General features: G+C 69.3%; 14 protein-coding genes. 4 read left to right on the forward strand and 10 right to left on the reverse strand.

Annotation, left to right across the window (positions count from 1 at the left end):
• Window positions 1-9: 9 nt before the first annotated feature.
• Together PJ250_RS18545 and PJ250_RS18550 are read right to left on the reverse strand one after the other, a co-directional pair.
• Window positions 10-1,647, reverse strand: a complete 1,638-nt coding sequence (locus PJ250_RS18545) for an acyl-CoA dehydrogenase family protein (protein ID WP_271646086.1) — start codon at window positions 1,645-1,647, stop codon at window positions 10-12.
• A gap of 47 nt (window positions 1,648-1,694) precedes the next feature.
• A complete protein-coding gene (locus PJ250_RS18550) occupies window positions 1,695-2,243 on the reverse strand; it encodes a hypothetical protein (RefSeq protein ID WP_271646087.1) in 549 nt (182 codons plus the stop codon).
• A 185-nt stretch (window positions 2,244-2,428) separates the two neighbouring features.
• Between PJ250_RS18550 and PJ250_RS18555 the strand changes: the two genes are divergently transcribed.
• From PJ250_RS18555 to pdeM, 4 genes are all read left to right on the forward strand, one after another.
• Window positions 2,429-3,430, forward strand: coding sequence for a ligase-associated DNA damage response exonuclease (locus tag PJ250_RS18555; protein ID WP_271646088.1), 1,002 nt, complete (start codon window positions 2,429-2,431; stop codon window positions 3,428-3,430).
• Entirely contained in the window at window positions 3,427-5,031 is a 1,605-nt protein-coding gene (locus PJ250_RS18560; protein WP_271646089.1) for an ATP-dependent DNA ligase, read from the forward strand. Before PJ250_RS18555 ends, PJ250_RS18560 begins: the two co-directional genes overlap by 4 nt.
• Window positions 5,032-5,114: 83 nt before the next feature.
• On the forward strand, window positions 5,115-7,574 hold the full coding sequence (locus tag PJ250_RS18565) for a ligase-associated DNA damage response DEXH box helicase (protein ID WP_271648702.1): 2,460 nt from the start codon (window positions 5,115-5,117) through the stop codon (window positions 7,572-7,574).
• Window positions 7,564-8,208, forward strand: a complete 645-nt coding sequence (pdeM, locus tag PJ250_RS18570; protein ID WP_271646090.1) for a ligase-associated DNA damage response endonuclease PdeM — start codon at window positions 7,564-7,566, stop codon at window positions 8,206-8,208. Before PJ250_RS18565 ends, pdeM begins: the two co-directional genes overlap by 11 nt.
• A 10-nt stretch (window positions 8,209-8,218) precedes the next feature.
• Here the strand turns inward: pdeM and PJ250_RS18575 are convergent, their stop codons facing one another.
• From PJ250_RS18575 to potA, 8 genes are all read right to left on the reverse strand, one after another.
• Window positions 8,219-9,499 carry an FAD-dependent oxidoreductase gene (locus PJ250_RS18575; protein ID WP_271646091.1) on the reverse strand — a complete coding sequence of 427 codons (1,281 nt, stop codon included), beginning with the start codon at window positions 9,497-9,499 and terminating at the stop codon, window positions 8,219-8,221.
• Between the two features lie 133 nt (window positions 9,500-9,632).
• Entirely contained in the window at window positions 9,633-10,994 is a 1,362-nt protein-coding gene (locus PJ250_RS18580; protein WP_271646092.1) for an NAD-dependent succinate-semialdehyde dehydrogenase, read from the reverse strand.
• Window positions 10,995-11,172: 178 nt separating this feature from the next.
• Window positions 11,173-12,714 (reverse strand): efflux transporter outer membrane subunit, encoded by a 1,542-nt coding sequence (locus tag PJ250_RS18585; protein WP_271646093.1) that lies wholly within the window; start codon window positions 12,712-12,714, stop codon window positions 11,173-11,175.
• Window positions 12,701-14,284, reverse strand: a complete 1,584-nt coding sequence (locus tag PJ250_RS18590) for an MDR family MFS transporter (RefSeq protein ID WP_271646094.1) — start codon at window positions 14,282-14,284, stop codon at window positions 12,701-12,703. The genes PJ250_RS18585 and PJ250_RS18590 overlap by 14 nt, the downstream gene beginning before the upstream one ends.
• Window positions 14,281-15,492 (reverse strand): HlyD family secretion protein, encoded by a 1,212-nt coding sequence (locus PJ250_RS18595; RefSeq protein ID WP_271648703.1) that lies wholly within the window; start codon window positions 15,490-15,492, stop codon window positions 14,281-14,283. Before PJ250_RS18595 ends, PJ250_RS18590 begins: the two co-directional genes overlap by 4 nt.
• A gap of 152 nt (window positions 15,493-15,644) precedes the next feature.
• A complete protein-coding gene (locus tag PJ250_RS18600; RefSeq protein ID WP_271646095.1) occupies window positions 15,645-16,487 on the reverse strand; it encodes an ABC transporter permease subunit in 843 nt (280 codons plus the stop codon).
• Complete coding sequence (locus tag PJ250_RS18605; RefSeq protein ID WP_271646096.1) at window positions 16,484-17,434, reverse strand: ABC transporter permease subunit; 951 nt, start codon at window positions 17,432-17,434, stop codon at window positions 16,484-16,486. Before PJ250_RS18605 ends, PJ250_RS18600 begins: the two co-directional genes overlap by 4 nt.
• Window positions 17,431-18,573, reverse strand: a complete 1,143-nt coding sequence (gene potA / locus PJ250_RS18610) for an ABC transporter ATP-binding protein (protein WP_271646097.1) — start codon at window positions 18,571-18,573, stop codon at window positions 17,431-17,433. Before potA ends, PJ250_RS18605 begins: the two co-directional genes overlap by 4 nt.
• Window positions 18,574-18,577: the final 4 nt, after the last annotated feature.

Genomic DNA, 18,577 nt, shown 5'->3' on the forward strand with positions numbered 1-18,577 from the left:
CGCTCTGCTTTAGGGTAACGCGCGCTCAATCAACGGATCGAAATCCGCATCCGCGGGCAAGGTTCCCATCGCCAACCCATGCGCGCGGCCCAGGCGTGAGCGGCAGAACAGCGGTGCGGCGGGGCTCTGGTCGCGCAGCAAGACGCTGGCTTGCAGCAACAGCGCCAGTTGCTCCACCAGCAGGCGCGCACCCGCTTCGGCCGGCGCTCCGTTGGCGAGTTGCGAGGCCAGCACCTCCAGCTGCTGGTCGTAATCGCGGTTCAGGCCGCGGGCGGCGTCGAGTTCCGACCGCAGGGCCTGCATGCACGCCGGTTCCTTCGCCAGCGCGCGCAGCACGTCCAGGCACTGGATGTTGCCGCTGCCTTCCCAGATGCCGTTGAGCGGCGACTGCCGGAACAGACGCGGCAGGATCGATTCCTCCACATAGCCGGCCCCGCCCAGGCACTCCTGGGCCTCGTTGACGAAGGCCGGCGCGCGCCGGCAGATCCAGTACTTGCCAATCGCGGTGGCCACCCGCGCCAGCGCGGCCTCGTGCGGATCGGTCGGCGCGCGATCTACCGCGCCTGCCACGCGCAGGCAGAGCGCCAGGGCGGCTTCCCATTCCAGCGACAGGTCGGCCAGCACGTTGCGCATCAGCGCGTGCTCGACCAGCACCTTGCCGAAGGTGCGGCGATGACGGGCATGGTGCACCGCGTGCGCCAGCGCCATGCGCATCTCGGCGGTGGCGCCCAGCATGCAGTCCAGTCGGGTGAGCATGACCATCTGGATGATGGTCGCCACCCCGCGCCCCTCCGCACCGATGCGATGGGCCATCGCGCCGGTGAATTCCACTTCGCTGGAGGCGTTGGACCAGTCGCCCAGCTTGTCCTTGAGCCGCATCAGGCGCAGCGCGTTGAGGCTGCCATCGGCCAGACGTCGCGGCAGCAGGAAGCAGCTCAGCCCGCCCGGCGCCTGCGCCAGCACCAGCCAGCCATCGGACATGGGTGCCGAAAAGAACCACTTGTGCCCGACCAGCGTGTATTCGTCTTCCCCGCCATTAGACGTGGCGACCGTGGCATTGCTGCGCACGTCCGAGCCGCCCTGCTTTTCGGTCATGCCCATGCCCAGGGTGATCCCGGCCTTGCCGGCGATAGGAATATCGCGCGGGTCGTAGTGCGGGGCGGCGGCCTTATCGGCCCACGCCCGCAGCGCCGGTGCCTGGCGCAGCACCGGCACGGCCGCGTGGGTCATGGTCAGCGGGCAACTGGTGCCGGCATCGGCCTGGTGATGCAGATAACTCAGCGCGGCGCGGGCCACGTGCGCGCCGGGGGCCTGCGCCGTCCACGACAGGCCGGCCACGCCCCCCGCCTTGGCCGCGTCCATCAAGCGGTGATACGCGGGGTGGAACTCGACCACCTCGATGCGCTGGCCGAAGCGGTCATGCGTTCTCAGCCGCGGCCTGTCGCGGTTGGCGTCGAAACCCAATGCGTAGAGCTCGCCGCCGGCCAGCGTGCCGTAGTCGACCAGGGCCGACACGAAGGCGGCCGCGCCCTGTCGCGCGACGCCCTCGCGCAGGACCTGGTCATCGGCCCACAGATCACGGGGACCGAATTCGGGCGGCTGGTTGCCGACCTGATGCGTTTCGAAGGGTGCGGGTTCGTCCTGCATGGCGTGCTCCTCCCTGCCCACCATTGTGCCGCAGCGCGCCGGACGGCTCAGCCTCCGGGCTGGAGCGCGGTCACCTTGACGTCCACGTCCACACAGGCCGGATCGCGGCAGACGCCGTTGATCCAGACCTGTCCGGCGCCGAGCATCACCCCATTCTGGCTGACGAACAGCTCGCCGTAGCGCGCGTCGGCGATGGCCTGAACGATGGAAGGCCGCATGATGTCCTCATAGCGCGCCACGAAGGCCTGCGCGTTGTCCACCTGCTCGATGCCGGCCTCGGTATGGATCTTCAGCGGATAGCGGACCATCGCCGCCACGCCCATCGGATCATGGCTGGCCACGGCTTCCTGCAGGCGTTCGAACACTGAGCGATAGGCCGCATGCGGGCCCAGCACGCGATCGATGCGCGCATCCATCGCCGCCGAGTCGCCCGCAGGGGGGGCGTCGGCCTTCGGCGGGACCGGCGTCTGCGGCGCAGGCCGCGACTGTGCCGGGGCCGTCTTCGGAGACGTCTGGGCGGTGGTTTCAGGCGCTGGCGCCTGCGCGCTACAGGCGGACAGCAGCAACAGGAGTGCCGGGGGACACCACGTTTTCATCCAGATCCTCCTTCTGGTTTGGCGGACCGGACCGGCCAGCCAGGGGCGCGCAGGATGCGGGGCCGCATGTCAGCGTCGCGCGAGGGTGCCGCGCCCGTGGCCAGACCGTCCTGGTCTCAGCTGCTGAGACGCAGAACCCCAACGTTGGCGGCCTGTGCACATCCCTGCCCGCACCCTGCCCGCCCATGGCCACAGCAACCGAAGACCTGATCGTCCTGCGCCCGGAGGGCCTGTACTGCCCGGCCGGCGACTTTCACATCGATCCGTGGAAGCCGGTGCCGCGCGCGGTCATCACCCACGGCCACGGCGATCACGCGCGCACCGGCATGGGCCGCTATTGGGCCACGCGCGAGAGCGTGCCGATCCTGCAATGGCGGCTGGGCGAACAGGACTACGCCATCCACGATTACGGCGACACCTTCCGGTTGGGCGACGCCAGCATCTCGCTGCATCCCGCCGGACACGTGCTGGGTTCGGCGCAGGTGCGCGTGGAAGCCCACGGCCAGGTCTGGGTCGCCTCGGGCGACTACAAGCGCCAGCCCGACCCGACCTGCGCGCCGTTCGAGGTCGTGCCCTGCGACACCTTCATCACCGAGGCGACCTTCGGCCTGCCGATCTACCGCTGGCCGGACACGCGCGAGGTGGCGCGCGAGATCGTCGCCTGGCGCCGGCACTGCGCCGCACGCGGCGAAGCCGCGATCCTGTATTGCTACGCATTGGGCAAGGCGCAGCGGCTGCTGGCCGAACTGCGCGACCTGGACGACCAGCCCGCGCTGCTGCACGGCGCGATCCAGACCGGGGTGGAGGTGTATCGCGGCGCCGGCATCGCCATGCTCGATACGCTGCCCGTGTCCGAAACCGCCAAGGGCAGCGATTACGCCGGGCAGCTGATCCTGGCCCCGCCGTCGGCGGCAGGCAGCCCGTGGATTCGCCGCTTCCGCAAGGCGCAGCAGGGGTTCGCCTCCGGTTGGATGCGGGTGCGCGGCAATCGGCGGCGACGCAACTACGATCGCGGCTTCGTGGTGTCCGACCATGCCGACTGGCCCGACCTGCTGCGGACCGTGCGCGAGACAGGCGCGCGCCGCGTCATCGCCACGCATGGCAATACCGAGGCGATCATCCGCGCGATGAACGAGGCCGGCATCGCCGCCGAAGCCTTTCGCACCGATTACGGCGGTGAGGAATGAAGCGCTTCGCCGAGCTGTACAAGGCGCTCGACGAGAGCACCGCCACGCTGGACAAGCGCGCGGCGCTGGTCGCCTATTTCCGCGACGCGCCGCCGCGCGACGCGGTGTGGGCACTGTACCTGCTGTGCGGCGGCAAGCTCACCGGCGCGCGGCGCAAGATCGCCGGCACCCAGGAGCTGCGCGCGTGGATCGCGCAGGAATCGGCCACGCCCGACTGGCTGGTGGACGACAGCTACGACCACGTGGGCGACCTGGCCGAAACGCTGGCCCTGCTGCTGAACGATCCGGCCGATCCAGCGCCGGATGTGGGGCTGGCTGAGTGGATCGAGCAGCGCCTGCTGCCGGTGGCCAACCAGGACGAAGCCGTGCGCCGCGCGGTCATCGTCGACGCCTGGCACGCCCTGCCCTATGCGCAGCGACTGGTGTTCAACAAGCTGCTGACAGGCGCGCTGCGGGTGGGCGTGTCGCAGCGACTGGTGCAGCAGGCGCTGAGCGAGATGAGCGGCATCGACATCGCTCGCATTGCCCAGCGCATGCTCGGCGAATGGGTCCCGACCCCGCAGTTCCTGCAGGACCTGCTCTCGGACGAGGAACTGCCCAGCGACCGCCAGCAGCCTTACCCGTTCTTCCTCGCCTCGCCGCTGGAAGCCGAGGTCACCACACTAGGCGAGATCGAAGACTGGCGGCTGGAATGGAAGTGGGACGGCATCCGCCTGCAGCTGATCCGGCGCCGGGGCGAAGTCGCGCTGTGGTCGCGCGGCGAGGAACGGCTGGACGGCCGCTTCCCGGAGATCGAAGCCGCCGCGGCCACGCTGCCGCGCGACTGCGTGATCGACGGCGAGCTGCTGGCCTGGCGCGCGGGCGAGGACGCGCCGATGCCGTTCACTGCGCTGCAAACCCGCATCCAGCGCCGCAAGCCTGGGGCCAAGACCCTGGCCGACACCCCCGCACGCGTGCTGGCCTACGACCTGTTGGAACTGGACGGCGAAGACCTGCGCGAGCGTCCGCTGGACCAGCGCCGCGCCCTGCTCGACCACCTGCTGCAAGCACATGGCGATCCACGCCTGGTGGTTTCACCGCAGGTCCAGGCCCTGGACTGGGACACCGCCGCGCGATTGCGTGAGGACGCGCGCAATCGCGGCGTGGAAGGCCTAATGCTCAAGCGCGGCAGTTCCACCTACCAGGGCGGGCGCAAGCGCGGGGACTGGTGGAAGTGGAAGATCGATCCGCTTTCCATCGATGCGGTGCTGATCTACGCGCAAGCCGGTCATGGCCGGCGCAGCACGCTCTACACCGACTACACCTTCGGGCTGTGGGACGGCGAGGCGCTGGTGCCGGTGGCCAAGGCGTACTCGGGCCTGGACGACAAGGAGATCCTCAAGCTGGATAGCTGGATCCGCGCGCACACCACCGAGCGCTTCGGGCCGGTGCGTGCGGTGACACCGCACCATGTCTTCGAGCTTGGCTTCGAGGCGGTCAACGTCAGCAAGCGGCACAAGTCCGGCATCGCCACGCGCTTCCCACGCATCCTGCGCTGGCGCCACGACAAGCCCATGGCCGAAGCCAACCGCCTGGACGATCTGAAGGCCCTGGCACGGTGACCCAACGCCCCCCACGCCGGCCCGGACCGGTGGCCAGACGCCTGCTGGACGACACCGAGGCCACGGCAGCGGCCACGCCGCCGATGCCGCGCGGCATCGAGGCGCCCCTCCAGGCCTGGCTCGCCACACGCGGATGGAAGCCGCTGGCCTTCCAGCGCGAGGTCTGGCGGCACTACCTGGCCGGCCAGTCCGGCCTGCTGCACACCCCGACCGGCAGCGGCAAGACCCTGGCCGCCTTCGGCGGTCCCTTGCTGGAAGCCGTCCGCGCGCGTGCCGGCGACTCGGGCCTGCGCAAGAAGAACCGCGTGCGCCCGCTGCAGGTGCTATGGATCACCCCGCTCAAGGCGCTCGCCGCGGACACCACCCGCGCCTTGAACGAAGCCATCGTGGGCGTTGGCCTGGACTGGCAGGTGGGCCAGCGTACGGGAGATGCCTCCTCGCGCGACAAGCGCCTGGCGCGCGCAGGCAAGCTTGACGTGCTGGTCACCACGCCCGAGTCCCTGGCGCTGCTGCTGTCCTATCCCGACACCGCGTCGCAGCTGCAGGACATCCGCGCGGTCATCGTCGACGAATGGCACGAACTGCTGGCCAACAAGCGCGGCGTGCTGCTGCAGCTGTGCCTGGCGCGCCTGCGTACGCTCTCGCCCGCGATGCGGACCTGGGGCCTGTCGGCCACGCTGGGCAACCTGGACGAAGCACGCGAGGCCTTGCTGCCGCACAGACCGGGCGCACCGATGGTCGCAGGCGTCCGACCGCGCACGCTGACGCTGGAGACCCTGCGCCCCAAGGCGGGCGAACGCTTCCCCTGGTCCGGGCACCTCGGCTTGGCCCAACTGGCACGCGTGCTGGACAAGCTGCTGGCGGTGCCGACCAGCCTGGTGTTCACCAACACCCGCGCACAGGCCGAGCTGTGGCACCAGGCGCTGGCCTCGGTGTGGCCAGAAGACCCCGCCACGCTCGCCCTGCATCACGGTTCGCTCAGCCCCAAGCTGCGCAGCGAGGCCGAGCAAGGCCTGCGCGAGGGCACGCTGCGCTGCGTGGTCGCCACCTCCAGCCTGGACCTGGGCGTGGACTTCCCGGCGGTGGACCAGGTCCTGCAGATCGGCAGCCCCAAGGGCATCGCGCGGCTGCTGCAGCGCGCCGGACGCGCGCGCCATCGGCCGGGCGTGGCCGGGCACGTGGTGTGCGTGCCCACGCACGCGCTGGAACTGGTCGAGTACGCCGCCGCGCGTCAGGCCATCGCCCGCAACGCCATCGAGCCGCGCCACGCGCCGCGCCTGTCGCTGGACGTGCTGGCCCAGCATTGCGTGACGCTGGCCCTGGGCGGCGGCTTCTCGCCCGATGCATTGCTGGCCGAGGTGCGCGGCACCCAGGCCTTCGCCGCGCTGGACGAGGCGACCTGGCGCGGCGTGCTGGACTTCATCACCCGTGGCGGCAGCGCGCTGGAGCGCTACCCCGATTTCCACAAGGTCGTGCGCGACGACGACGGCGTCTATCGCGTGCACGACCGCAGGGTCGCCCTGCGGCATCGCTTGTCCATCGGCACCATCACCAGCGACGGCAGCGTGCAGGTGAGGTTCCTGCGCGGCGGGCGGCTGGGCTCGGTGGAGGAGCAGTTCGTCGGGCGCCTGCGCCGGGGCGACCGGTTCCAGTTCTCCGGCAAGCTGCTGGAGCTGGTGCGGCTGGAGGACATGACCGCCTACGTGCGCCTGGCCAAGGGCGGCGATGGGACGGTGCCCAAGTGGATGGGCGGGCGCATGCCGCTGTCCTCCGAACTCGGCCGCGAGGTGGAAGCCGTGTTCGGCGGCGATCACGCCGCGCCCGAGCTGCACGCCATCGCGCCCCTGCTCGCGCTGCAGGCCCGCCTGAGCGCCCTGCCCGCGCCCGGCGCGCTGCTGTGCGAGTGGATCAAGGCGCGCGATGGCCGGCACCTGTTTCTGTACCCGTTCGCCGGCCGCCAGGTGCATGAGGGACTGGCCGCACTGCTGGCACTGCGCTGGGGGCGAATGCAGGCCAACACCTTCGCCTTTTCCGCCAACGACTATGGCCTGGTGCTCTCGCCGGCCAACCCCGTCGAACTGGACGCGGACACCTTGCGCGGGTTGCTGTCGCCGGACCAGTTGCTCGAAGACCTCACCGCCAGCCTCAACCTGGGCGAGCTGGCGCGACGCCAGTTCCGCGAGATCGCGCGCGTGGCCGGCCTGCTGCCGCCCTCTCTACCGGGCAAGACGCCGCGCAGCCTGCGCCAGTTGCAGGCCTCCAGCGGCCTGCTGTTCGATGTGCTCAGCCAGCACGACCCGGATCATCTGTTGCTGCATCAGGCCCGGCGCGAAGTGTTCAGCGGCACCCTGGAGCTGGACCGCCTGGCCGCCACCCTGGCCGACTGCGCGCAGCGGGAGCTGACGGTGCATCGCCCGGTCAGCCTGACCCCGCTGTCCTTCCCGCTGTGGGCCGAACGCCTGCGCGGACAGCTCAGCACCGAGGACTGGAAGACCCGCGTGCAGCGCGCCGCCGAGCAACTGGAGCGCAAATATGGCCGCTGAGCTGGCGCTGACACTGGCCGGCGAGCCCATGCAGGTGCTGGGCGATCGCGCCCTGTATTGGCCAGCGCGACAGCGCCTGCTGATCGCCGACCTGCACCTGGGCAAGGGTGATGTGTTCCGTCGCGCGGGCATCGCGCTGCCGCGCGGCGGCACCCTGCACGACCTGCAGCGGCTGACCGAGCTGATCGCCCGCACGCAGGCACGCTCACTGTGGATCCTGGGCGATGTCCTGCACGGACCGGCGCCGCACGCGGCCTGGCGCGCGCAGCTGGCGCAGTGGCGTACCCACCACGCGCTGCTTGAGATCGCCGCGCTGGCGGGCAACCACGACCGCGTGCTGGCCCAGGCCGGACTGGACATGCAGCTGCTGCCAGACCAGGTGGAAGACGGCCCGTTCCTGCTGCGCCATGAGCCCGCCACCCATCCGGCACTGCACGTGCTGTGCGGCCATGTGCATCCCCAGTTCAAGCCGCCGGGCACCACGCGACGGTGGCCGGCGTTCTGGCGCCGCGCTGGCCTGACGGTGCTGCCGGCGTTCTCGCAGTTCACCGCAGGTGTCGTGCCGACGCTGCAGCCAGGCGAGCAGTTGATTGCCTGCGTGGAAGGCGCGGCCATCGCCCTGCCGCCGGCCTGAGTGCACGTGCCTATTCGGTGACGGCCGGCTCCGGCGCGGCGGGCAGCGTCAACGGCGACTTGTCCACCAATCCCTCCAGGGCCGCCAGGAAGCCCGGCTCCAGCTTCAGCCGGCCGAACACGCCGTGCTGGGTTCCGCTGAGCACGCGCAGCATGTGCCCGCGCCCGCCCGGCATGCGCCCCAGCGGGCGGAACGCGACATCGCGTAGCTTGGCGATCCGATCGCGCTCGGACTGGAACAGCGGCGTCAGCCAGCGGCTCCAGAACTGGTAGATCGCCACGTGCCGCTGGCGGCGGTGCTGGTAGCGCGCCAGCGCGGCCGGCAGCGCATCGGCATGGCGCAAGGCCTCGCGCAGCGCCGCGGCATCCATCAGCGCCATGTTCACGCCCTGACCGAGCTGCGGGCTCATCGCATGGGCGGCGTCACCCATCAGCAGCAGGCGATCACGATGCCAGCTGTGCAGCACCGCATCGCGGTAGCCCGCGCGTGCCAGCTGCGCGCAGGACTGCACCTGATGCACGCGGGCGGCGGCCTGCGGCCATAGCGTGGCCAGCTCGTCGCGCCAGGCCTCCAGACCGCCGCGTTCCCAGGCGTCGAAGCCGTCGGCCGGCAGGCTCCAGAAGAAACTGATGCGCGGCTGTGGATCACCCGGTCGCGTACCGACCGGCAGCATGCCGACCATCTTGCGCGCGGCCACGTAGCGCTGCCGCAACTCATGCGGCCAGGCCCAGTCTTCCTGCGGGACCAGGCACCACAACGCGCCCCAGGGATACGGCGTATCCGCCCGGACCCCACCGCTATGCCGGCGCAGCGCCGAGGCCGCCCCGTCGGCGGCGATCACCAGATCGAACGGCCCATGCCAGCTGCCCTGCGCATCGCGCACGCGGCGGGTGTCTTCGCTGATCTCCACGATCCGCGTGCCGCAATGCACGCCGCCGAAGCCGTCCCAGGCCTGGGCCAGCAGGCCGAACAGCGCGCCGCGCTGCATGCCCAGCCCGAACAGCCGACGGTCCAGTGGCGCGTAGCGCATGTCCATCACCGCGCGGCCGCACGGCGTCTCGCCATACAGCCGGTCGATGCGGCGTCCGTGGGCCAGCGCCTGGTCGAGCAGGCCCATCTCCCACAACACCTGCATGCCCGTGGGCTGCAGCAGGAATCCCGCGCCCACCGGTCCCAGGGCTGGCGCCTGTTCGAAGACCTCGACCCGGTGCCCGTCGGCGGCCAGCAGGGCGGCCGAAGCCTGTCCCGCGGTACCGTATCCGACGATGGCGATGTGATGCGACTTGTGCATTCCAATCCCTGGTCTGCCGGTGATCCGTGGGAGCCGCCATGTCGGCGATGCGCCGTTCCCGGTGAAGCCCCATCGCCGCCAAGGCGGCTCCTACGACAGCAGCGTTGCATCATCGCACGCCGGGCAGCGCGCTTCAGGCGACGTAGACGGTCTTGATGTTGGTGAACTCGTGCATGCCCACGGCCGCCAGCTCGCGGCCGAAGCCCGAGCGCTTGGTCCCGCCAAACGGCAGGCGTACGTCGGACTTGACGATGGAGTTGACGAAGGCCGCGCCGCACTGCAGCTGCTGGGCCACGCGCTCGCCACGCTGGGCATCGCCGGTCCACACGCTGCCGCCCAGCCCGAAGCTGGTGTCGTTGGCCACGCGCAAGGCCTCGGCCTCGTCCTTGACCCGCAGGATGCTGGCTACCGGACCGAACAGCTCTTCGTCATAGGCGCGCATGCCCGGCTGCACCTGGTCCAGGATGGTCGCCGGATAGTCGGCATGCCCCTGGCCTGGGTGGCCGCCCAGCAGTACCTTGGCGCCATCGGCCACGCTGCTGGCGACCTGGTGGTGCAGTTCGTCGCGCAGGTCCTGGCGTGCCATCGGCGCCAGCGTGGTGGCCGCGTCGTTGGGGTCGCCGGTCTTGAGCTTGCCTGCCGCCTCCACAAAACGCTGCACGAAGGCATCGGCGATCGCATCGACCACGATGAAGCGCTTGGCCGCGATGCAGGTCTGCCCGGCATTGTCGAAGCGGCCCTTCACCGCCGCGGCCACGGTCTTGTCCAGGTCCGCATCGTCGAGCACGACGAAGGCATCGCTGCCGCCGAGTTCCATCACGCACTTCTTCAGTTCGCCACCGGCGTTGGCGGCAATGGACTTGCCCGCCCGCTCGGAGCCGGTGAGCGTCACCGCCGCCACGCGCCGGTCGCGGATGACCTCGGCGGCCTGATCGTTGTCGATGTGCAGCACGGCGAACACGCCTTCGGGCACGCCGCCGTCGCGCAGTACGGAGGCGATAGCGTCGGCGCAGCGCGGCACGTTGCTGGCGTGCTTGAGCAGGGCCACGTTGCCCACCATCAGGGTCGGCGCCAGGAACCGGAACACCTGCCAGATCGGGAAGTTCCACGGCATCACCGCCAGCACGCAGCCGATCGGCTCGTAGCGCACGTAGCTGGCCTGGGCCTCGGTCTCGATGGGCTGTGGCGCCAGGTAACGCGCGGCGTTGTCGGCGTAGTAGTCGCAGGCACCGGCACACTTGTCGATCTCGGCCAGGGCCTCGGCCTTCAGCTTGCCCATCTCGGCGGTCATGATCCCGGCAATGGCCTCGTGGCGTTCGCGCAACAGCGCGCCCACCTTGCGCAGCACTGCGCCACGGGCCTCCAGCGGACGCTGCGCCCATTCGGGGAAGGCGGTCTGGGCCGCATGCAGCGCGGCCTCGACCGCGTTGGCGCCCATCAGTTCCTGGCGATGCTCGATCTGGCCGGTCGCAGGATTGGGAATCTCGGTGAACATGGCGCACTCCACACAGCTTGAAAACAGGGCTCCATCATCGCGATGTGCCTGTTACCGAGTCGTCGCCGACGCACGTCGCCACGGGTTGGAACCGCCCTTATGGGAGCCGCCATGGCGGCGATGAGGCGTGACCGGGAATGCCCATCGCCGCCGTGGCGGCTCCCACAAAGCAACAACATCAGCGCGCCGCGGTCTCCTGGTCTTTGGCGACCGGTTCCGGCGCGTCCTGCCAGCCCAGTCCCAGGCTCTTCTGCAGCGCCACGTAGTCCACCAGCAGCTGGACCTGCGCCTGCGCGGCGCTATCCCGTGCGGAAAGCTGCTGGCGCTGCACATCGAGCAGATCGATCTGCGAGCTGGCACCGGCATCTCGTCGCTGCTGCATGAGCTGCGCCGCACGATCGGCCGAGGCTTCGGCCTGCTGCGCCACGACCAGCTGCTTGCGCGCCGAACCGAAGTTGGACAGCGAGGTATTGGCATCCTGCAGGGCCGACAGCACCGTGTTTTCGTACGCCGCAGCCCGTGCCTGGGTGCCGGCGCGTGCCTGGGCGACCTGGGCGCGGATGCGGCCGAAGTCTAGGATCGACCACTGCAGGAACGGTGCGGCGATGGTCGCCGCCGAGTCCGCATCCAGGTCGCTGGGCTTGGTCGCCACCGCGGCGATGTTGCCGAACAGCTTCACCTGAGGGAAATAGCCGGACATCGCCTCGCCGATCCGCGCGTTGGCGCCGGCCAGTTCGCGTTCGGCCTGGCGCACATCGGGACGGCGACGAATCAGCGCAGCCGGATCGTCCACCTTCACCTGCGCCGGCAACTCGGGCAAGGGCGTGACCGGCGCCAGCCTTGCGTCCAGCGCGCCGGGCACCTGCCCGACCATCAGCGCCAGCTGGTCGAGCGCGGCGTCGCGCTGTGCCTGCAGCGGCAGCAGGCGCGCCTGCTCTTGCTGGAGCTGCCCGCGCGCGCGCTCGACCTGCAGGTCCGAGGCGGCGCCACGGCCGCGGCGCTGTGCGACCAGATCCAGGGAGTGCTGCGCATCGCGCACGCTGTCCTGACCGAGCGCGATGCGCGCCTGCAGGCCGCGATAGTTCAGATAGACCTGGCCGATCTCCGCGGCCAGCCGGACCTGGGCGTCGGCCAGTTCGGCCTGCGCGGCCTGGGCCTGGGCCGCCGCTCCTTCCAGCGCACGCCGGCGCCGGCCGAAGAAATCCAGTTCCCAGCTGGCGTCGAAGCCGGCCAGGTACAGATCCGTATCCAGGTCGACGTCCTGCGTGGCCTGGGTGACCGCCGCGCCGGTGGCCGGATCGCTGGCCTGGGCAAGGCCCTGGCCCGCTTCTCGCAAGCCATCCTTGACCGAATCCGGCGATCGGACATGCGCATAGGCGGCCATCGCCCCGACCTGGGGCAGGCGTTCGGCCCGGCGCTGGGCGGCCAGGCCGCGCGCCGAACGCAGCTTCGCGTCCGCCGCGCGCAGGTTGGGGCTGTCGCGAAGCGCGGTTTCCACCAGCCAGGTCAGCTGCGGATCGTCCAGCGTGCGCCACCACTGGCTGGGCGGCGGCGCATCGACGACGCCTGCGGCGGCGGCGCGGTGCAGGCGCGGGGCCTCCATCGCGCCCTGCGCGACCTGCGGGCGCACATAGTCCGGACCCAGCATGCAGCCGGCCAGGGCCAGCGGCAGCAGCGCGAACAGCAGGGGGCGCCGGGCGCGGGAATCAATGCATCGCAATGTGGGCCCCCTTGGGCAATGGCTTGAGCAGGAACGCCAGCGGAATGGCACAGGCCACGACCACGCCGAAGATCCAGAACAAATCGTTGTAGGTCATCACCAGGGCCTGCAGCTGCACCTGCTGAGCAAATGCCCCCATCGCCTGCATGGCGGTATCGCCTCCGCTGCCGCGCAGCGCGCCGGCGATCTGGCGCAGGTAGTCCTGCCCCATCGGCGAATTGGCCGTGGTCGCGCTGCCCAGCACCTCGGTGTGGTAGGTCAGGCGCCGGTCCTGGAAGGTCGAAATCATCGCCAAGCCGATCGAACCGCCCAGGTTGCGCGCGGCGTTGAACAGGCCCGAAGCGTCGCCGGCCAGTTCGGTCGGCACCGAGCTGATCGCCGCCTGGTTGAGCGACATCATCGCCAGCGCCAGGCCCACACCCTGCAACAGCTGGCTGGCCACGAAGGTGGTGCCCACGCTCTGCGAGGTCAGGTCCATGTTGATGAAGCAGGCGATGCCAAAGCACAGCAGGCCGCCGATCACCAGCGCGCGCACATCCACGATCTCCAGCAGCTTGGGCATCAACGGCATCAGGAACACCGTAGGCAGGCCCTGCAGCAGCAACACATAGCCGGACTGCTCGGTGTTGTAGCCGGAGACCATCGCCAGGAACTGCGGGATCATGTACATCACGCCGAACAGGATCATGCCCACGGCGAGCATCATCAGGAACACCGCGCCGAAGCTGCGGTTGCGCAGCACCTTGAGCTGGATCACCGGCTCGCGGCTGACCACCTGGGCCAGCAGCAGGGCGGCAAAGCCCACCGCGGCCACCAGCGACAGGATGATGATGAACTCGGACTCGAACCAGCGCTCACGCTGCCCCTCTTCCAGCACCACCGTCAGCCCGCCCAGTCCGGCGGCCAGGCCGAAGATGCCCAGCCAGTCGGCATCCAGCAGACCGGCCCAGTGCGCCTTTTCGTGGTGCAGGCCCAGCAGCAGGAGCGCCAGCAGGCCAGCGCACACCGGCACGTTGAGAAAGAACGCGTAGTGCCAGCTGACGTTCTCGGTCAACCAGCCGCCCAGCAGCGGGCCGATCACCGGTCCCATGATCACCGTCATGCCGAACAGCGCCGTGCCCATGGTCTGCTGCGCGGGCGGCAGGCGCGTGGCCACGATGGTCAGCGCGGTGGGAATCAGCGCGCCGCCGGCAAAGCCCTGGCCGATGCGCCCGACGATCATCATCGGCAGCGAGCTGGACAGCCCGCACAGCACCGAAAACAGGGTGAAGAACGAGGCGCAGATCAGCAGGAAGTTGCGCAACCCGAGCGTGCGCACGAACCAGCCGGTCAGCGGGATCATCACGATCTCGCTGACCAGGTAGGCGGTGGAGATCCACGTGCCTTCGGTGCCGCTGGCGCCGACCTCGCCCTGGATGGTGGGCAGCGCGGCGTTGACGATGGAGATGTCCAGGGTGGCCATGAACGAACCGATGGTGCCGGCGGCCACCGCCAGCCAGGCGCCGGCGTCGGCCTTTTGCGCCGCCCCGGCCTGGCCGTCATCGTCCGCGCTGGCCGCCTGCGCGTTCACTCGCGTGCCTCCTCCCGCTCCTCCAGGCGTTCTGCTTCGTCCTGGGTCTGGTCCTTGGCGCCCTTGGCCGACCGCGTATCGACCGTGGCGGTCACCGACATGCCCGGCACCAGCACCTTGCGCGCCTCTTCCCCCGCGATGACCTTGATGCGCACCGGCACGCGCTGGACGACCTTGGTGAAATTGCCGGTGGCGTTCTGCGGCGGCAGCAGCGCGAACTGCGAGCCGGTGCCCGGTGACAGGCTGTCCACGCGCCCGTGCAGGGTCACTCCGCTGAGTGCATCGACCTCGATCTCCACCGGCTGCCCGGGGCGCATGAGCCCGACCTGGGTTTCCTTGAAGTTGGCGCTCAGGTACAGCGCGTTGACCGGCACGATGGTCATGGTCCGCGTGCCGGCACCGAGGAACTGGCCGACCTGCACGGTCTTGTCGCCCAGGCGCCCGGCGATGGCCGCTGTCAGCCGGGTGTCGTCCACCGCAACCTGGGCCTGGTCCACGTTGGCCTGCGCCTGCTTGAGCCCGGCCTGGGCCTGCTCCAGTTGCGCCTGGCTGGCGGCGATCTGGCTCTGCGCGCCGGCCACCTGGGCCTTGGCCGCGTCGTACTGCGCCTGGGCCTGGTCGCGCTGCTGGTGCAGTTGCTCCTGGTGTTCGTGGGTATCGGCGCCGGAGGCGGCCAAGGGCGCGAAACGCGCGACCTCGGCCTTGGCGAACTTCAGCTGCGCCGCGGCCGAGGCCACCTGCGTGCGGGCCTGCAGCAGCTGCGCCTGATAGCCCTCGATGGCGGCCTGGGCCGCGACGATGTCGGCCTGGCGCACGCCCACCGCGGCCTGGGCCTGCTCGAGCTGCGCGCGATAGGTGCGGTCATCGATCTGCAGCAGCGGTTGCCCGGCCTTGACCCAGGCGTGGTCCTTGACGAAGACCTTGGTCACGTAGCCATTGACCCGCGGCGCCACGGCCACCGAGTCGGCCTGTAGATAGGCGTCGTTGGTTTCCTGCATGTAACGGCCGACCAGCAAGTAATAGACCAGCCAGATCACCAGCGCGACGACCACCAGCACCCCGATCACGATCAGGGTCCACTTCACCCGGGGGTTCTTCAGCGGCGAGGGCTTCTTCTGCGCGTCCTGTTCCTGGTCATCGTCGCGGCCCTGCGCGGGCGCGTCTTCGTGGCGGCGGTCGTGGTCGTCGTGACTGCTCAAGGTGGCGATTCCTGCTCGGTGGACATGGACAAGACAGCCCGATCCACCACCACACCCATCCACGGCGCGACGGCGCCGGGGAACGGCACGTACGGCGCCGGATGTTAGATCACGGTGACTTCACGAAGGCGTGAAAGTGAAACTCGAGGTTCCACTTACCATCAAGCCTGGTCGTGCAGGGCCAGCTGCATGTCCGCCCTGCGGCGACGTTCGTTGCGGGACATCAGCCACCATCCCAGGAACGCACACAGGGACACCGCCACGATCATCAGCGTGGCCAGTGCATTGATCTTGGGACTCAGCCCCAGGCGCACCGAGGAGAACACCTTCATCGGCAAGGTGGTCGAGCCGGGTCCGGAGACGAAGCTGGCGATCACCACGTCGTCCAGCGACAGGGTGAAGGCCAACAGCCAGCCGGACACCAGCGCCGGCGCGATGATTGGCAAGGTGATCAGGAAGAACACCTTGATCCGGTTGGCGCCCAGGTCCATTGCCGCCTCTTCCAGCGACTTGTCCAGCTCGGCCATACGCGAGGACACCACCACCGAGACGAAGGCCAGCGAGAAGGTCGTATGCGCGATCCAGATCGACAGCATGCCCTTGGGCTGGAAATGCAGCATGTCGCCCAGCGAGACGAACATCAGCAGCATCGACAGGCCAATGATCACGTCCGGCATCACCAGCGGCGCGGTGATCAGCCCGCCGAACAACGTCTTGCCGTGGAAGCGACGCATGCGCGTCATCACCAGCGCGGCCAGCGTACCCAGCACCACCGAGGCATTGGCCGTCCAGAATGCGATGCGCAGACTGACCCAGGCCGCGTCCATCATCTGCCGGTCGCGCAACAGCTCGCCGTACCACTTCACCGAAAACCCCGCCCACACCGTGGCCAGGCGCGAGCTATTGAACGACCACACCACCAGCAGCAGGACCGGCAGATACAGAAAGCCGAAGCCCAGGCCCAGCACCAGCCAGGATGGCCAGCGGGCGCGACCGACGCTCACGTCAGCCGCCCTTCGATCTGCCGCTGCTGAACGCGGTTGAAGATCACGATGGGCACCATCAGCAACAGCAGCATGGCGATGGCCACCGCCGAGGCCAGTGGCCAGTCGCGGTTGGCGAAGAACTCGTTCCACAGCACCCGGCCGATCATCAACGTGTCCGGCCCGCCCATCAGTTCGGGAATCACGAACTCCCCCACCGCCGGGATCATCACCAGCATGCAGCCGGCCACGATGCCGGCGCGCGAGAGCGGCAGGGTGATCCTGAGGAAGGCCCGCCACGGCCGCGCGCCCAGATCGTAGGCGGCTTCGAGCAGGCGCGTGTCGTGCTTGACCAGGTTGGTGTACAGCGGCAGCACCATGAAGGGCAGGTAGCAATAGACGATGCCGATGTAGGCGGCCATCGGGGTGTAGAGGATCTGGCGTCCGTCGATCCAGCCCAGCGCCTGCAGCGCATCGATCACCCCGAGCTTCTCCAGCAACCGCCCCACCGGACCGCTGCTCTTGAGGATGCCGATCCAGGCATAGACCCGGATCAGGAACGAGGTCCACGACGGCAGCACCACCAGCATCATGGCGACATTGCGACTGGCCACCGGCAGGCGGGCGATGACATAGGCCATCGGATAGCCGATCAGCAGGGTCAGGAAGGTCGCGATGGCCGCGATCTTGAGCGAGCTCCAGTACGCGGCGATGTAGCCGTTCTGCAGCGCACCGAGCTGCAGGAAGTTGGACAGGTTGAGCTTGAGCGCGACCTCAGCCCCATCCACCTCCAGGATGGGCGTGTACGGCGGCATTGCGATGGCCAGCCGCGCGAAGGAAATCTTCAACACGATCAGGAACGGGATGGCAAAGAACACCAGCATCCACAGATACGGGATGCCGATGACGCCCCAGCGCGGCCCGGGCGTGAGCTTGCGCAACGCCTGGAAGACCGTGGCGGCGCTCATTGGGTCAACACCACGCCATCGTTCTCGCCCCACCACACCCAGACCGTGTCGCCCCAGGTCAGGCCTTCGCTGGCCCAGCGCTGCACATTGGCGAAGTGGGCCATGATGGTGAAGCCACTGGGCAGCTTGACGTGATAGACCGAATGGCTGCCGAAGTAGGCGATGTCCTCGATCACGCCCTGGGCCCTGTTGTGCGGCTGGTCCGGCGCCTGCTTGCCGATGCCCAGCTTCTCCGGGCGCACCGCGAAGGACACCGCCTGCCCTTCGAAACCGGAGATGCCATGGCCGATGTAGATGACCGATTCCAGCGCCGGTGCGCGCAAGGTTACGTACTCCGGCTCGTCCTGCTCGATCGCCGCTTCGAGCATGTTCACCGAACCAATGAAGCTGGCCGCAAAACGGTTGGCCGGCTGCTCGTAGATCTCGTCGGGAGTGCCCACCTGGCGGATGCGCCCGGCGTCCATCAACGCGATGCGCGTGGCCATGGTCATGGCCTCTTCCTGGTCGTGGGTGACCATCACGCAGGTGACCCCGGTCTTTTCGATGATCGTGACCAGCTCCAGCTGCATCTGGGTGCGCAGTTTCTTGTCCAGCGCGCCCATCGGCTCGTCCAGCAGCAGCAGCTTGGGGCCCTTGGCCAGCGAGCGCGCCAGCGCCACGCGCTGCTGCTGGCCACCCGACAGCTGGTGCGGCTTGCGCCTGGCCAGCGCGTTCAACTGCACCAGCGAGAGCATCTCTTCCACGCGCCGGGCGATCTGCGCCTTGGGCAGCCGGTCCTGCTTGAGTCCAAAGGCGATGTTCTGCTCCACGGTCATATGCGGGAACAGCGCGTAGGACTGGAACATCATGTTGATCGGACGCTCGTAGGGCGGCAGCGACCCCAACGCCTGACCATCGAGGAAGATGCGGCCGGAGGTCGGCGTCTCGAAGCCGCCCAGACAGCGCAGCAGCGTGGACTTGCCGCAGCCCGAGCCGCCCAGCAGCGCGAAGATCTCGCCCTTGCGGATGGATAGGTCGGTGTCGTCCACGGCCAAGAAGCCGTCGAACTCCTTGCGCACCTGCTCCAGCCGCAGATAGCCCTCCGTGCCGACGGTGGGCAGCGGGCTTGGCGCTGTCAGCGGAGTTTCCACTGCGCTCATCCGG

The sequence above is a fragment of the Pseudoxanthomonas sp. JBR18 genome, from assembly GCF_028198165.1.
In the GTDB taxonomy this organism is placed as follows: Bacteria; Pseudomonadota; Gammaproteobacteria; order Xanthomonadales; family Xanthomonadaceae; genus Pseudoxanthomonas_A.

Bases quoted from the DNA above. Each gene is read 5' to 3' on its own strand.
- potA (WP_271646097.1), bottom strand. From the start codon at position 18,573: ATGAGCGCAGTGGAAACTCCGCTGACAGCGCCAAGCCCGCTGCCCACC.
- PJ250_RS18550 (WP_271646087.1), bottom strand. From the start codon at position 2,243: ATGAAAACGTGGTGTCCCCCGGCACTCCTGTTGCTGCTGTCCGCCTGT.
- PJ250_RS18560 (WP_271646089.1), top strand. From the start codon at position 3,427: ATGAAGCGCTTCGCCGAGCTGTACAAGGCGCTCGACGAGAGCACCGCC.
- PJ250_RS18580 (WP_271646092.1), bottom strand. From the start codon at position 10,994: ATGTTCACCGAGATTCCCAATCCTGCGACCGGCCAGATCGAGCATCGC.
- PJ250_RS18605 (WP_271646096.1), bottom strand. From the start codon at position 17,434: ATGAGCGCCGCCACGGTCTTCCAGGCGTTGCGCAAGCTCACGCCCGGG.
- PJ250_RS18555 (WP_271646088.1), top strand. From the start codon at position 2,429: ATGGCCACAGCAACCGAAGACCTGATCGTCCTGCGCCCGGAGGGCCTG.
- PJ250_RS18545 (WP_271646086.1), bottom strand. From the start codon at position 1,647: ATGCAGGACGAACCCGCACCCTTCGAAACGCATCAGGTCGGCAACCAG.
- PJ250_RS18565 (WP_271648702.1), top strand. From the start codon at position 5,115: ATGCCGCGCGGCATCGAGGCGCCCCTCCAGGCCTGGCTCGCCACACGC.
- pdeM (WP_271646090.1), top strand. From the start codon at position 7,564: ATGGCCGCTGAGCTGGCGCTGACACTGGCCGGCGAGCCCATGCAGGTG.
- PJ250_RS18575 (WP_271646091.1), bottom strand. From the start codon at position 9,499: ATGCACAAGTCGCATCACATCGCCATCGTCGGATACGGTACCGCGGGA.